Here is a 13,605-nt window from a genome sequence, read left to right on the forward strand (position 1 = left end):
ACTGATCGGCGCGCTGTCGGCAAGACCGACACAGTGCTGGCCCTGGCGTGTTTCGACGAGTGCAGCCCATGACCGATAACCTGCTTGGTAAAGAGGCCGACCCGCTGGTTTATGTCGACGCGCTGTCTGCCTGTTTCACACGCTTGGGGTTCGAGCGCGATGAACATTCGTTACTTGAAGGATGCGTTACCGGGGCGGCACGGCTGAGCCAGTGTGAGCTCAGCCAATTGTATCTGCTGGACGAAGTGACCGGCCGGCTTGAACTGACCGCTCAGCATATGGCCCAGATACCATCGCTCTCCGTTGCGCCTGCGTGTCCCGATCAGTCCCACCAAGGGCTGCTGCACGACACCTTGAACCAGGGCTCTGTCTTGAGTCTGGAGGATGTGCATGAAAGTGGGTATGACACCCGCTTCCTCCCGGCAATGGCGATACCCTGGCGTGCGCTATTGATCGTGCCGCTGCTCAGCCGATGCAAACGTATGACCGGTGTGCTGGTCTTCGCCCGCCAGCAGTCGGTCCAGTTGCGAGGCTACGCCTCATCCTTGGGGCATTTGGGCAGCTTCGCCTTGAATCAGTTACTCGCACTGCGCGATATCCAGCCCATCGTTGGCACAAAGCGCAGATGCGACAAACCGTTGGCTGGAACATATGGCTTGATTGGCACCAGTGCGGCAATGGAGCAGGCGTGCCGGCTGATCAGTAAAGTGCTGCACACGTCTTATACCGTGCTGCTGCACGGTGAGACCGGCACTGGCAAGGAAGTGGTGGCCCGTGCCATCCATGCCGCCGGGCCGCGCAAGGCCAAGGCCTTTGTCGTGCAGAACTGCGCAGCGTTCCCGGAAGGGTTGCTTGAAAGCGAACTGTTCGGCTACCGAAAAGGCGCTTTCACTGGCGCCGAGCGCAATCACGCGGGGCTGTTCGACGCTGCGCATGGCGGTACGTTGCTGCTGGATGAGATCGGCGATATGCCGCTGTCACTGCAAGCCAAGTTGCTGCGGGTATTGCAGGAGGGCGAGGTTCGCCCACTGGGCGCCAGTGCAGCCCATAAGGTTGATGTCCGCATCATTGCTGCCACCCATCGCGACCTCGCGGCGATGGTTGCCGAGGGGCGCTTTCGCGAGGATCTCTATTATCGGCTTGCTCAGTTTCCCATCACTCTACCGGCCCTGCGCGAGCGAGACGGCGATGTACAGCAACTGGCGCGCTATTTCACGGACAAGGTTTGCGAAGCGCTGGAAAGGTCACCTGTCGATTGGTCGAATACCGCCCTTGATCAACTTTCCAGCCACAGCTTCCCCGGCAACATACGCGAGCTCAAATGCCTGGTGGAGCGCGCCGTGCTGTTGTGTGACGACAGCGTGATCCGACCGGAGCATCTGGCGCTGCCAATGACACTGACGCCAGCCGCTACCGATGAAGCGACCCTGCGCCAGCGCATGGAGCGAGTGGAGCGCACGTTTTTGCTCGATTGCCTGCACAAGAATCGCGGTAATCGCACCCGTACGGCACGGGAGCTAGGGGTTGCCCGGCGTACGCTGCTCTATCGTCTTGCCCGCTTGAACATTCCCTTTGGCGATGCCAGGGAAGAACGCTGAATGACGCACCTTATTTTCACTATGGGAGAAAGCCGATGCCTGATCGTCCATGGCACATCGTCGTGCTTGTACTGTTTTTGCTGGGTGGCTGTAACGCCAACTATGTATTCGATGACGCTGAGTACCATCCTGTGGGTGACCCACAGGCGATCACTCGTGGCCGCTGAATGGAGGGTCATGAAGATGCAGCTTGTGTTTGAGATCTGCGCGCCCGAGAGCGAAAAGAACGTGCCCCTGGACCGCAAAGTGTTTGACGTGAGTGGTGGCGTGATCGGCCGCGGCTCGGAATGTGATTGGGTAATACCTGACGCCAGCCGCGTGCTCTCCAGCCACCATGGACTGGTCGCCTACCGCGAGGGCCGCTATTTCCTCACGGATATCAGCCGCAACGGAATCAGGGTGGCAGGGAGTCATGAGCGCCTGCGCAAGGGGCACGCGCGATTGATCAGTGATGGCGAAGTGTTCGAGCTGGGAGCGTTGGCGATACGTGCGCGCTTGCTGGAGCCACCGCAACCTGCTGGCGGCTTGCAGGCCGCCTCGGCAGTAACGATCCCTGAAGACGCCTTCCTCTCGCTGGGCCCTTCGCATCAGTTGGACCTTGATTGCCGTATGCATGCCTTTTCGCAGGATCTGGAGGCATTGAACGAGTCCGCCGATGAGCAGCAAGTGTGGACGGATCGCTACGGGGCTGACCGGGAGCACGTGGTCTTCCCTCGTCGGGAAGAACCCGCGGTAGAGGTTGCTACGGTACAGGCAGCGATGACTGTGCCGACTGATGAAGAGTTCTGGCCACAATTTGCAGCAGCCTTGGGCCTGGACCTGAATACGCTCGATCAACCGGGTCGGCAAGCACTGGCGATCAAGGTGGCGCGCTTATTTCGCCTGACGATCGAAGGGTTGCAACAAAGTTTGCGCACCCGTGACGAATTGAATAACGAGTTGGATACAGCGCCGTTCGGCAGCCATGGTGTGGGCCTTAATCCCTTGAAAGCGTGTAGCGACATCGATGCTGCGGTAGCTGCGATGTTGGATATAAGTGCGTTAGGCCAGATGCCCGCTGTACGGGCTATCACCCAGGCTCACCGGGAACTGCAAGCGCATCAGGTCGCACTGTTGGCCGCCTGTCGAAGCACCTTGCGCAACGCCCGTGCGGCCTTTGAGCCCAGCTATCTGTTGGGATGCTTCGAGTCCTCGGGCAAGTCGGTCGGGTTTTTCTCGGATGGTGGGCATTGGCGTGCGTACCAGCGTCATTACCAGCGTCTGGTGGCGCAAGAGCGATTGAATGATCGTCCTTTGGGGGGCGACTTCGCCAAGGCCTATGAGGAGCAGGTGCGCCTGATCTCCAGCCTGCATATTGATTTTCCAGGATAATGCTCATGTACCGAGTCACCCTTGCTTTGCTGTTGCTCATGTTCGGGCTATTGACAGGTTGCAGCGCCGCCTCGCCTTTTTCTAAGCTGACCAAGCTAGACATGGCGCTGACCGCCAGTGAACTCGTCAACCCGGATCTGCATGGCCGCCCCTCGCCAGTTGTGGTGCAGTTGATTGAACTGCGCCAGGGCGTCGCTTTTGAACATGCCGACTTCTTCGGTCTGTATGGCAATGCGCAGCAGACGCTGTCCAAGGACTGGGTAAACAGCGACGAACTTGAATTGCGCCCTGGGGACCGCCTGGGGCTCAAGCTTCGTATCGGACCTGACAGTCGTTTCGTGGGGGTGCTGGCGGCTTATCGAGACCTGCCCAATGTCCAGTGGCGGCTGCTGATCCCGCTGACCGTGCAACAACGTAACCGTGCTGATCTGGTATTGGATCAGACCGGTATACGCGTTGCTGGCTCACTCGCCGGCCTGGAGGCGCAGTGACATGCAGGCTCAGAAAGTTATCTGGCAAGAAGGCATGCTGTTGCGGCCACAGCACTTGCAGCACAACGACCGTTATTATCATCAACAACTCACCCAGACGCGCTTGTTGGGCAGCGATACCTGGGGCTTGCTCACGCTGGAACTCAATTTGCAGTACCTCAAGCTGGGCAAGCTGGTGGTCAACCAGGCCAGCGGCGTTTTGCCGGACGGTAGCCTGTTTGAGTTGAGCCCCGGCATGGAACCTCTGGTGTTGCAGGTACCCACCGACACGGGCAGACAAGGCGTTTTCCTCGCGCTCCCGTTGGCCAGTGGCAGTCACCTTGAAGTTCGCCAGCCAGGACAGAGTGATGTGCTGGCACGCTACGTCAGCTGCGAAGTGGAAGTGGGAGATGCCAATGCGGGTGTGGATACGCGTTGCCGGATCAACTGCGCACGTCCCGACTTACGTCTTCTGTTGGGCGAACACCCGCATGACGAGCACTTCGTCAAACTCAAGATCGCCCAGGTACTGGACGCCACCGACGAGGGGGGAGTGAACCTGGATACAACGTTCATCCCTACGTTCATTTTCGTGCAGGAGCATGGGTACGTGGCGTCGTGTCTCAAGGAGGTGATCGGCCTGCTTGTCAGCAGGGGCGATGCCATCGCTGCACGTATTCGTGGCGAGAGCACGACCGCAGGCACACAAATCGCTGACTTCCTGATGCTGCAAGTAATCAATCGTACCGAGCTGGAGCTGCGCCACTGCCTGAGCCAGGCTCGGGTGCGGCCCGAAGCAGTGTTCCGTGCGCTGGTGTCGCTGCTCGGTGAGCTATCAACGTTCGCCAGTGACAGTAAGCGTGCGCAGTTGAGCGTTCACTACCAACACGGTAATCAGGGCGCCAGTTTTCGTGGGCTGATGGAGCAGGTGCGCTTGGTGCTGTCTGTGGTGTTGGAGCAACAGGCGATCAAGTTGGCTTTGCAGCCGCGCCAATATGGCGTCCTGGTATGCCCAGTCAGCGAGTTGAAATTGCTTGGTACGGCCACCTTCATTTTGGCGGCCACTGCGCAGTGTGAGGCGCAGGAACTGCGCCAGCGTCTGCCGGCACACCTGAAAGTCGCGCCGGTTGAGCGCATACGTGAATTGGTCAACCTGCACTTGGCCGGTATCAAGGTCACGTCGTTGCCAGTGGCGCCGCGACAGATTCCATTTCACGCCGGCAAGACCTACTTCATGCTCGATATGAGCGCTCGTGATATCGCACAACTGGAGCAGTCAGGTGGTTTCGCTTTCCACGTAGGAGGTGAGTTCACCGGGCTTGAACTTGACTTCTGGGCCATCAGGAATTGAACGCCATGGAAAGTGAATGCACTCAAGATGAAAAAACCGTCTTGCTTGACCGGGAAAGTCATGGGCCTGCCCAAGGACCATTAACGGACTTCCCGTCGCCGCCGCGTTATGAGCAGTTGGAAGATCGGATGATCTACGCCGGCCTCAGGCTCGATACGCAAAGCTTCCAGGTTGGGCTCAACCCTATAGTCGACGCAGCCTGGGCGGTATTGTCCGAGGTCGTAGGGCTCAGGCGCTGCTCTGGCCGTGAAAGTTGGGACACGCTCAACGAGCGGTTGTCGTTGGCTGTCAATCAATTTGAAAACCACGCTTTGCAGGGCGGCGTGGAAAGCAGCCAGATAATATCGGCGCGTTATGTGTTGTGCAGTGTGATTGACGAGGCGGTCTTGATAACTCCGTGGGGGGCGCAGAGCGAGTGGTCGAAGAAGAGCCTGTTGAGCCGCTTTCATAACGAAACCTTCGGGGGCGAAAAAGTTTTCCAACTGCTGGAGCGGCTGTCGCGCGACCCCCTCAAGCACCTGGCGATGCTGGAGCTTTTGTACCTGTGTCTATCTTTGGGGTTCGAGGGCAAATACCGGGTCATGGAGCGGGGGGCGTCACAACTTGAGGCTGTTCGTGATGCCGTGTATCGCCAGATCAGGCATGTACGTGGGGAACCGCTGAAGGCGCCGCTACTGCCTGCCATACAGGGGAAGGACCCGCACAAGCGGATCCGTGTCATTCCCGTCACCTGGTGTGTGGCATTCACCCTGAGCTGTTTGTTGGCTCTGTATACAGGATTTGCCTGGGTACTGAGCAAGGAACGATCGAATGCACTGCAACCCCTTCAATTCTCGGCGTCGGACCTGATTCGTACGCCCTTGTAAACGCTGGAGCAATGAATGAGCGCATTCTTCAAGAGGATGGGCGCCGTGCTGGGCAGGGTTTGGGTTTGGAGCCTTCTGCTGGCGCTTTCCTGTGCGGCACTCGTGTGGTTTTTAGGGCCGCTGTTGGCAGTGGATGACTATCGTATCTGGCAGGGGACGACTGCTCGCCTGCTTACCATCAGCATCGTGTTTTTACTGTGGGGGCTGGTGATAGCGCTTACGGATACTGGTAGTGCTACCAGGCGCCAAAGGCCCCCGCGTGAGCAGCCGTTGAAGTGGGTCGAGGATGAGCGCCGTCAGGTAAGCGTTCGATTCAAAAACGCTGTGCATCTGCTGAAAACATCCAGCCATTATGGCGTGCATAACGCACGGTGGCGCCATGATCTGCCGTGGTACCTGTTGATCGGCGAGCCGGGCAGTGGCAAAACGCAGTTACTGGCTGCCGCCGGCTTGCCGTTGGCGCTCGACCCTGCCCAAGGGCGACCAATGGGCAGTAGCACTCATTGTGAATGGTACTTTGCCGCCGCAGGCATACTCGTCGACACGCCGGGGCGCTACCTTACCCAGCCTGACAGCTCAGTGGATGCCGCAGGTTGGGCAACCTTGCTCAATCTGCTCAGATGGCGGCGCCGAGTGCGTCCGCTGAATGGTGTAGTGGTGACGCTGTCGGTCGACACGTTGTTGAGCATCAACGAGTACGACCTGGATCATCACGCACGCCGTGTGCACTCACGTTTGCAGGAGATTCAGCAGACGTTGCATGTGGATGTGCCGATCTACCTGGTTTTGACCCAGGCCGATCGGTTGTCGGGATTCGCTGAGTTCTTCGACCTGCCTCACGCAGAGAGTGCTGACAGCTTGCTCGGGCAGCACTTGGACGCCCATGTCGAGGATACTGACACTACGCAGGTTCGCCGGGCGGTCGAGCGATTGTTACAGCGCTTGAATAGTGAGCTGATCGGGCGATTGCACCAGGAGCGTAATGTCGAGCGCCGGGGGCTGATGCTGGGATTCCCCCAGCAGGTGGCACGAATAGGTGAACGCGTGAATCTGTTCGCTGAAATGGCGTTTTCCTCTCATCGCTACCAACCCATCAATGGTCTGCGAGGGATTTTCCTGACCTGCGCCGATGGCCGGCACCCGCGATTTGTGCAGGGCCTGTTCAGCCAGGCAATCTTTGCCGAAGCCGACCTCGCTGGCTTGCAGGCCGAGGAACGACAGCGAATCCGTTGGCGCCAGGGGTTGCAAGCGATGGCCGTAGCCTTGGTTATTGGCGGTGTCGGCGGGCTGTGGTGGCACAGTTATGCCGTCAACCATCAACGACTGGCGCAGTTGGCGGCACTGGTAGCTCTCCCGCCACTTGGCTCGCAAGCCAGCGATGACAGCACGGCGCTGTTGGCGCTGTTGGATGCGCGGCTGGCGGCGACCCGGGTTTTTCCCAGGTCGGCAGATGTGCGCCTGGTCGAGCATGTTGGGCTGTATCAGGGCGAGCTGAGTCGGCCCAGTGTCGAACACGCCTATGAGCAGGCACTGCACCAGCAATTGCTGCGTTGGATAACCGCCCGACTGGACGAGCAGGTATATGCCAGCCTGGGAGATCGGGACCGGCTATTGGACAATCTGCGCGCGTATTTGATGCTCAACTTGCGCGAGCGCCGTGAGACTGCTTGGCTGGCACAACATATGGCGAGACTCTGGTCGGAGCGTTTTGCCGGGGACATGTCGACACAGAAGCGCCTGAATGATCACTTTGCGCGGCTGCTTGAGCGCCCGTTTGTCGGGCCGCTCAACGAGGAACGGGTGGCTCAGGCTCGCGAAGCACTGAGGGGCGAGTCATTGGCCGACGTGGTGTATCGGGTACTGCGCGAACAAGCCCGCGACCTGGAACCCTTGCGCTTGGCCGAGGGCAATGTATTCGCTGGTATCGCCCCCTCCGTACCGGGTTTCTATACCAAAAGGTATCTGCAGTACTTTGAGACGCAGGGCCCGCGGTTGGTTGACACCATTGCCCGGGATAACTGGGTGCTCGGTGAGGGTACCGACCTGGGCCATCAAGATCTGAGTCGGCTGATGGCGCAATTGCAGCAGCGCTATTTCAGTGAATATGCCGATGCCTGGAGCGATGTTCTCGGCCGTATCACGCTGCAAGAGACCGACAGCCTACGCCAGGACGCCGAGCAGCTCATGACCCTGACTTCGGCCCAGTCTCCTTTGATTCGGTTGTTGCAACAGTTGCGTGAAAACACGCGTTTGCTGCCAGGTCATGAGCTGCTCGATAAAGCAGTGCAACATCCCGCAGACGTTGCCAAGGCGGCGCTGGTGGCTGGGACTGATGCTGCGCGGCGGGCGCTGCAACAAAAATTCGAGCCTTTGCATCAATTGCTGGATGAGCAGAACAACCCCGGAGCAGAGTTGACCCAGGCTTTGCGTCAGTTGGATGAACTGCACTTGCAACTGACGGCATTGAACCGTGACAGCGCACCCGAGCAGGCAGCCTTCCTGCGTGCCCGGCAGCGTATGGAGGGGCAGCAGGATGTGCTGGGTAGCCTGCGTGATGCCGCTGCGCGTCTGCCGCTACCCGTTGCCGGCTGGCTTGAGGGCCTGGCCGACGAGAGTTGGCGGCATTTGCTGGAGCAGGCCTATGTGCACGTCAACCAACGCTATCAGAGCGATGTGCGTAGCCCTTACGCCAAGGCAATTGGACGACGTTACCCGTTCCATGCCAACGCGAGCAATGACGTAGCCCTTCATGATTTTCAGGAGTTCTTCAAGCCACGAGGGGTGATGGCGCGCTTTTATGAGAACTACCTGCGGCCTTTCATCAGTGTCGACGGCACTCGCTACCGATTGCGTGGGCTGGATGGCCAGAGCTTGCCGGTTTCGCGTTCGCTGTTGGAGCAATTGACAAAAACCCAGGCCATACGCCGCGGTTTTTTTACCGAGGACACGGAGGAGTTATCTGTGCGGTTTACCGTGGCGCCCTACAGCCTGGACCCATCGATCAGTCGTGCGATTCTGCGCGTGGGTGACCAGCAATTGGAATATCGCCACGGTCCCATCGTGCCCGTGGCGTTCCGTTGGCCCACCGATGCAGACAATGGGCGCAGCAGTCTCGTCCTGGAGAAAGGCACCGAGCAGCGACCCTTGGGAATCGAGAAGAACACAGGGGCTTGGTCACTGTTCCGGTTTCTGGACCAGCTGCAGAGAGAACCCGCCAGTGGGCAAAATGCTCAGGTTTTCAAGGCAGACCTCGCCGGCCTGCGCGTCAATTACCTGCTGACCAGCCAACGCACGCCTGTCCCGTTTGATGTGGATACGTGGCGCACCTTTCGCTTGCCGGAGCAACTGTGAAGATGGCAGCCCCCTGGCGCAGCGCTGGTCGTACACAGCAGGGGCAGGCGCGGCTGCGCAACGAGGATGCATTCCTGGACGACCCGCGCCGCAGCTGCTGGGCGGTTGCGGACGGCATGGGCGGGTATCGCAACGGGGATGTCGCCAGCCAATGGGTAATCAGGCAGTTGGCAGCCGTGTCGGCTCAGGGCAACCTCGATCAGCGTATCCAGGCCGTTCGCAGTTGTTTGCAGGGCGTCAACCAAGGGTTGAGGCGTGCATGGATAGAACCTGGTGCACCTGCTGATGCGACGATGGGCAGTACCGTAGTTGCACTGCTGCTGGAGAAAGGCCGGGCGGCTTGTCTCTGGGCGGGAGACAGTCGCTGCTATCTATGGCGCGGGCAGAGTCTCTACCAATTGTCGAAGGACCATTCGTTGCTGCAGCGGCTCATGGACGAGCGTCACCTCAGTGCCGCGCAAGCCCAGGCCTACCCCGATGCCAGGGCCTTGACCCGAGCCGTGGGCGCGGGTTCGCGGTTGCACCTTGAGGCATTGGAACTCAGTACCCGCCCAGGGGATGTATTTTTATTATGCAGTGATAGTTTGTATCAGGCCCTCAGCCATGTGGACCTGGGACGAGCGTTGAGTATGCAAACGCCCCAGCAGGCAGTGGAACGGCTATTTGCAGGGGCGTTGCGCAGGCCGGTACATGATGACCTGACCGCGGTTGTCGTGCAGCCTTGAGCGCGTCGCCACAAGCCTTGCGTCTGCTGGTTGGGCGTTATCACCTTGAGCATGTCTTGGGCAGAGGGGGTATGGGCGTTGTGTACCGTGCGCGCGACCTGCTGCACGAGCAATTAGGCGAGCGCTGTTCGAACGTGGCGCTCAAGCTGGTGGACGAATCCATTTCCCAATGTCCCGATGCGCATGTGTTGTTGTACAACGAGTTTGCGTTGACCCGCAGCCTTCGGCACGACCGCGTGGTACGGACGTTCTCGTTCGAAGTCGACACACACAGCCAGGTCGCGTTCTTCACCATGGAGTTGTTGCAGGGGCTGACCCTGGACCGTCTGCTGCTGGAATGCCCTTATGGGTTGCCCTGGCGCGAACTGCAACCCATCGCCGTGCAGTTGCTGGATGCCTTGGTCTACACCCACCAGCAAAACGTGCTGCACGGTGACGTCAAACCAGCCAATGTCATGGTGGGCGAGGAGGGCGTGCGCTTGTTCGACTTCGGGCTGGGCCATGCCGCCGGGCAGGCTGGGGTGGGTTTGCCGAGTGTCAGCCGCAGTCGTTTCAATGCCTGGACACCTGCCTACGCAGCCCCGGAACTGTTGGCCGGCGGGGCGTTGACCGCGGCCGCCGACTTGTACGGCGTGGCCTGCATCCTATACGAACTGGCCCATGGCAAGCGTGTTGGCGAACGTTGCGCAATGGACCGACTGTCCCGGCCTGCGCAGTTGCCCAGGCATTGCTGGGCGGCGTTACAGGCTGCGCTCGCGGTGGACCCGCAGCACCGAAGCATAACGGTCGCCGAGTTGCGCCAAGTCATGGGGCGCAACCGGCCACGCTGGCGCTTGTAGGGTAGAGGTCAAACGGCCAATCCGTGCAACTGGCAGTACTCCAGCCAGTCCATGCCCGCCATCTGTGCGACTTCTTTATGCACTTCACGGCGCTGGGCCTCGAAGGCTTCGGTGGAATCGGCCGTCAGCTTGAGGGTCAATTCCCAGGCGAACAGCTGTTGCTGTTCAGCGTGTGCCTCGAAAGCCTCATGCAGGCGTTCTGCGCGATACTGCGCCAGGGTTTCGCCCCTGGCCTGGGCTACCAGCGGGTTAAGACTGTCCAGCTCGGCAGCGACCTGCGGTTGTTCGCGCAGAAACCTGTCCAGTGCAAGCTGATAAGTATCGTTAAGCGTCGACACAGGTAGACACCTTAACGAGAAGGATGAGAGCTGCTATCGGACGTGCGTGCGTTGAGGTGATGGCGGGCACGCTTGCGCGACCTGCGTCGCATCCAGTTCTGCAACGGCGCCAGCAAGAAAAACATCAGATAGGCGATCAGCACCAGCGTCAGGTCTACCCAGGTTTCAGCCACAGGCCCGGTAAACAATTCAATGATGTTCTTGATCACAAACAGCAACACCACGCTGCACAACCACAGCACAATGGTGACGAATAGAGGACGCATGTTACTTGAGCGCTTGTCTTGCATAGTGAGGTTCTCTCCTTTGGCCTGTTGTCGTTCCAGGCAAGATTCCCTGAGTGCGTACCCATTATCAGACAGGTTGTAACATCGTTTAACACGCACAAACCGTGCGGATGATACCGACTCAGACAGCCTTAGGGGATGATTCAAGTCAGAAAGTTCGATAAATCTGTAGGGATTTAGTCTAGCAGCCAGGCATTCACTGGTAAAAAGCCGGGCTGGGGCGGGGATAAAGGCTTTCGCTTCGGCTATCAGGGCGTGTAGCGTTAGCGGTGTTTCCGGCCGCTGATCTTCAGCGGCAGTCGGTGACAGGCAGAGGACGGCCCATGGCGCACACCCTGTTCAAACTTTTCCTGACCCAGCGCCTGGCGGTCCTGGCCAGCACGGAGTCGTTGCGTGCGATTCGTGAGGGGCTGCTGTGGATTCTGCCGTGCCTGTTGGTGTCCGCCGGCTTCCTGATTCTGTCCGAATGCGCCCTGGCGCTGGGGTTCGATCCCCAAGTGGTGAGTTTCCTGGCGGGGTTGCATAAACAGATCAGTTCGGTGATCCCACTGCTGGTCGCGGCCTCCATCGGTTATATGTTGGCGATTCAACACCGTCTGCCACAGCTGCCGGTTGCCTTCCTGTGCCTGGCCCATGTGGTGGTCGCCACCTTCGTGCTGCGTGATTACCCGCGTGCTTCGGCCACGTTCCTGCTGTTTATTGCCATTGCTTCGCCCTTGATCAATGTGCCGGCCATTGCCTGGCTGCACCGCTTTCGCTGGACACGCCTGGTCAACCAAGACCTGGTCGGCCATAACCTCAAGGGCACCATCAACATGGTGATACCCGGCGCACTCACGGCCTTGTCGTTGGTGACGGTGTTGTCGTTGCTGCTGTTGATCCCCCATGTGGCGCAAATCCAGGGTCCGCAGGTGCTTGATGCGTTGCAGACGCCTTACGGCAGCGGGTTGTTTGTGACACTGATGAATTCGCTGCTGTGGTTCTTCGGCATTCACGGCGTGTATGCCATGCAGCCGTTATTCGATGCCCTGGACCAGGCAGTGGCGCTCAATGGCGCAGCGTTGGCGGCGGGGGAGCCGGTGCTGTACTTGCTCAATAACGGCTTGCTGGGCAGTTTTGCGTTTATCGGTGGTTCGGGGGCAACCTTATGCCTGCTGCTGGCGATCCTGCTGTTTTCCAAAAGCCAGTCCATGCGCTTGCTGGCGGTAGCGAGTTTGCCGTTGTCGTTATTCAATGTCAGCGAGGTGCTGTTGTTCGGTTTGCCGATCATCCTCAACCCGCGCCTGTTTATACCGTTTCTCTTGGTACCGGCGTTCAACGCGATGGTGGCGTTGATGGTGGTACAACTGGGCTGGGTGTCGCCGGCGGTGGCCAGCGTGCCGTTTACCGCCCCGGTGCTGCTCAATGCATACCTCAGCACCCATGGCGACGTGGCGGCGGTGGTGTTGCAGATCGTTCTGCTGGGGGCCGGGACGCTGGTGTATGCGCCCTACGTGAGAGCGATTCATCGCCAGTCCAGCGATGGCGGCACGGTGTATCTCAAATCTTTGGACATGACCTTTCGCGGCCTTGAGGAAAAAGGCCGTCTGCTAGAGTTCGACCCGGTGCTGGCCACCCACCAGACATTGGCCCGCCAGGCGGCTGAGTTGAACCGCATCCAGCAGATCAGCGATTACGAGTTCTATCTTGAGTTTCAACCCCAAGTCTCCACCCGCACCGGTTTGTGCACCGGGTGCGAGGCGCTGATGCGCGCCCGGGACAGCCAGGGCACGGTGCATTCGCCGTGGGAGTTCCTGCAATGGCTGGCGCACGCCAGGCTGATGCCGGACGTGGATGTGTGGGTGGCATCCCAGGCCGTGCGCCAGTATCAGAAATGGCAGAAGATGGGTTTTGAACTGCCGATGACCATCAATATTTCCAGTACCACACTGAAGGACGCCGCCTATGGCGACCGCCTGGTGGAAATTCTTGGCCAGGCCCGTGGGCAAGTTTCAGTGGAAATTACCGAAGACGCGCTGGTCAGCGACATCCCGGCCACCCGCCAGACCATCCAGAAGTTGCAAGCCATGGGGGCCAAGGTCTATCTGGATGATTTTGGCACTGGGTTTTCTGCGTTGAGCTATCTGCACCAGTTTCCTGTGGATTTCATCAAGATCGACCGCAGTTTTGTGGTTGCCCAGCACGACCCTAAAGGCGCCCAGGTGCTCACCGGTATGTTGCGCTTCTGCGAGGCCCTGGACCTGGGCGTGGTAGTGGAAGGGGTCGAGACGGCTGAGCAATTGGCCTTTTTGAGTAACGGGCCTGAGTTGTTTATCCAGGGCTGGTATTTCAGCAAGGCACTGCCTGGGGATCAGTTGCCGCGCTTTGTGCTTGAGCGCAGGGCGTTGGTCTGATGACCGACCCTATCTA

12 protein-coding genes are annotated in these 13,605 nt (G+C 59.3%); 10 read left to right on the plus strand and 2 right to left on the minus strand.

Annotated features, from left to right (window positions below; all coding sequences use genetic code 11):
- Window positions 1-68: 68 nt before the first annotated feature.
- Genes HBO10_RS25665 through HBO10_RS25705 form a run of 9 tightly spaced genes read left to right on the plus strand, consistent with a single transcriptional unit; the run spans window position 69 to window position 10,571 of the window.
- Entirely contained in the window at window positions 69-1,598 is a 1,530-nt protein-coding gene (locus HBO10_RS25665; RefSeq protein WP_034126103.1) for a sigma-54-dependent Fis family transcriptional regulator, read from the plus strand.
- A 35-nt stretch (window positions 1,599-1,633) separates the two neighbouring features.
- Window positions 1,634-1,765, plus strand: a complete 132-nt coding sequence (locus tag HBO10_RS25670) for a hypothetical protein (protein ID WP_034126102.1) — start codon at window positions 1,634-1,636, stop codon at window positions 1,763-1,765.
- Window positions 1,766-1,775: 10 nt separating this feature from the next.
- Window positions 1,776-2,969: a type VI secretion system-associated FHA domain protein TagH gene (gene tagH, locus HBO10_RS25675; protein WP_034126101.1), complete on the plus strand. Its 1,194-nt coding sequence runs from the start codon at window positions 1,776-1,778 to the stop codon at window positions 2,967-2,969.
- A gap of 5 nt (window positions 2,970-2,974) precedes the next feature.
- Window positions 2,975-3,460 (plus strand): type VI secretion system lipoprotein TssJ, encoded by a 486-nt coding sequence (gene tssJ / locus HBO10_RS25680; RefSeq protein WP_034126100.1) that lies wholly within the window; start codon window positions 2,975-2,977, stop codon window positions 3,458-3,460.
- Between the two features lies 1 nt (window position 3,461).
- Window positions 3,462-4,790: a type VI secretion system baseplate subunit TssK gene (tssK, locus tag HBO10_RS25685; RefSeq protein ID WP_034126099.1), complete on the plus strand. Its 1,329-nt coding sequence runs from the start codon at window positions 3,462-3,464 to the stop codon at window positions 4,788-4,790.
- A gap of 5 nt (window positions 4,791-4,795) precedes the next feature.
- Window positions 4,796-5,656 carry a type IVB secretion system protein IcmH/DotU gene (icmH, locus tag HBO10_RS25690; RefSeq protein WP_034126098.1) on the plus strand — a complete coding sequence of 287 codons (861 nt, stop codon included), beginning with the start codon at window positions 4,796-4,798 and terminating at the stop codon, window positions 5,654-5,656.
- 15 nt (window positions 5,657-5,671) lie between these two features.
- A complete protein-coding gene (tssM, locus tag HBO10_RS25695; RefSeq protein ID WP_034126097.1) occupies window positions 5,672-9,007 on the plus strand; it encodes a type VI secretion system membrane subunit TssM in 3,336 nt (1,111 codons plus the stop codon).
- A gap of 2 nt (window positions 9,008-9,009) precedes the next feature.
- The gene (locus tag HBO10_RS25700; protein WP_034126096.1) at window positions 9,010-9,732 is read left to right on the plus strand and encodes a PP2C family serine/threonine-protein phosphatase; all 723 of its coding nucleotides are present in this window, start codon (window positions 9,010-9,012) and stop codon (window positions 9,730-9,732) included.
- Window positions 9,729-10,571, plus strand: coding sequence for a serine/threonine-protein kinase (locus HBO10_RS25705; protein WP_080757681.1), 843 nt, complete (start codon window positions 9,729-9,731; stop codon window positions 10,569-10,571). Before HBO10_RS25700 ends, HBO10_RS25705 begins: the two co-directional genes overlap by 4 nt.
- Window positions 10,572-10,579: 8 nt before the next feature.
- Here HBO10_RS25705 and HBO10_RS25710 read toward each other — a convergent pair whose 3' ends face one another.
- Window positions 10,580-10,909, minus strand: coding sequence for a DUF6388 family protein (locus HBO10_RS25710; protein ID WP_034126094.1), 330 nt, complete (start codon window positions 10,907-10,909; stop codon window positions 10,580-10,582).
- Window positions 10,910-10,920: 11 nt separating this feature from the next.
- On the minus strand, window positions 10,921-11,199 hold the full coding sequence (locus HBO10_RS25715) for a hypothetical protein (RefSeq protein ID WP_034126093.1): 279 nt from the start codon (window positions 11,197-11,199) through the stop codon (window positions 10,921-10,923).
- 320 nt (window positions 11,200-11,519) lie between these two features.
- On the opposite strand from HBO10_RS25715, the gene HBO10_RS25720 reads away from it, so the two are divergent.
- On the plus strand, window positions 11,520-13,589 hold the full coding sequence (locus tag HBO10_RS25720; RefSeq protein ID WP_034126092.1) for an EAL domain-containing protein: 2,070 nt from the start codon (window positions 11,520-11,522) through the stop codon (window positions 13,587-13,589).
- The last annotated feature ends 16 nt before the right edge of the window (window positions 13,590-13,605 follow it).

The sequence above is a fragment of the Pseudomonas sp. WS 5503 genome, assembly GCF_012985385.1.
Classification (GTDB): Bacteria; Pseudomonadota; Gammaproteobacteria; order Pseudomonadales; family Pseudomonadaceae; genus Aquipseudomonas; species Aquipseudomonas paracarnis.

What these genes read in the sequence shown, in the direction of transcription:
- icmH (WP_034126098.1), top strand. Translation starts at nt 4,796, where the DNA reads ATGGAAAGTGAATGCACTCAAGATGAAAAAACCGTCTTGCTTGACCGG.
- HBO10_RS25670 (WP_034126102.1), top strand. Translation starts at nt 1,634, where the DNA reads ATGCCTGATCGTCCATGGCACATCGTCGTGCTTGTACTGTTTTTGCTG.
- tssJ (WP_034126100.1), top strand. Translation starts at nt 2,975, where the DNA reads ATGTACCGAGTCACCCTTGCTTTGCTGTTGCTCATGTTCGGGCTATTG.
- HBO10_RS25720 (WP_034126092.1), top strand. Translation starts at nt 11,520, where the DNA reads ATGGCGCACACCCTGTTCAAACTTTTCCTGACCCAGCGCCTGGCGGTC.
- HBO10_RS25700 (WP_034126096.1), top strand. Translation starts at nt 9,010, where the DNA reads ATGGCAGCCCCCTGGCGCAGCGCTGGTCGTACACAGCAGGGGCAGGCG.
- tssM (WP_034126097.1), top strand. Translation starts at nt 5,672, where the DNA reads ATGAGCGCATTCTTCAAGAGGATGGGCGCCGTGCTGGGCAGGGTTTGG.
- tagH (WP_034126101.1), top strand. Translation starts at nt 1,776, where the DNA reads ATGAAGATGCAGCTTGTGTTTGAGATCTGCGCGCCCGAGAGCGAAAAG.
- tssK (WP_034126099.1), top strand. Translation starts at nt 3,462, where the DNA reads ATGCAGGCTCAGAAAGTTATCTGGCAAGAAGGCATGCTGTTGCGGCCA.
- HBO10_RS25665 (WP_034126103.1), top strand. Translation starts at nt 69, where the DNA reads ATGACCGATAACCTGCTTGGTAAAGAGGCCGACCCGCTGGTTTATGTC.
- HBO10_RS25715 (WP_034126093.1), bottom strand. Translation starts at nt 11,199, where the DNA reads ATGCAAGACAAGCGCTCAAGTAACATGCGTCCTCTATTCGTCACCATT.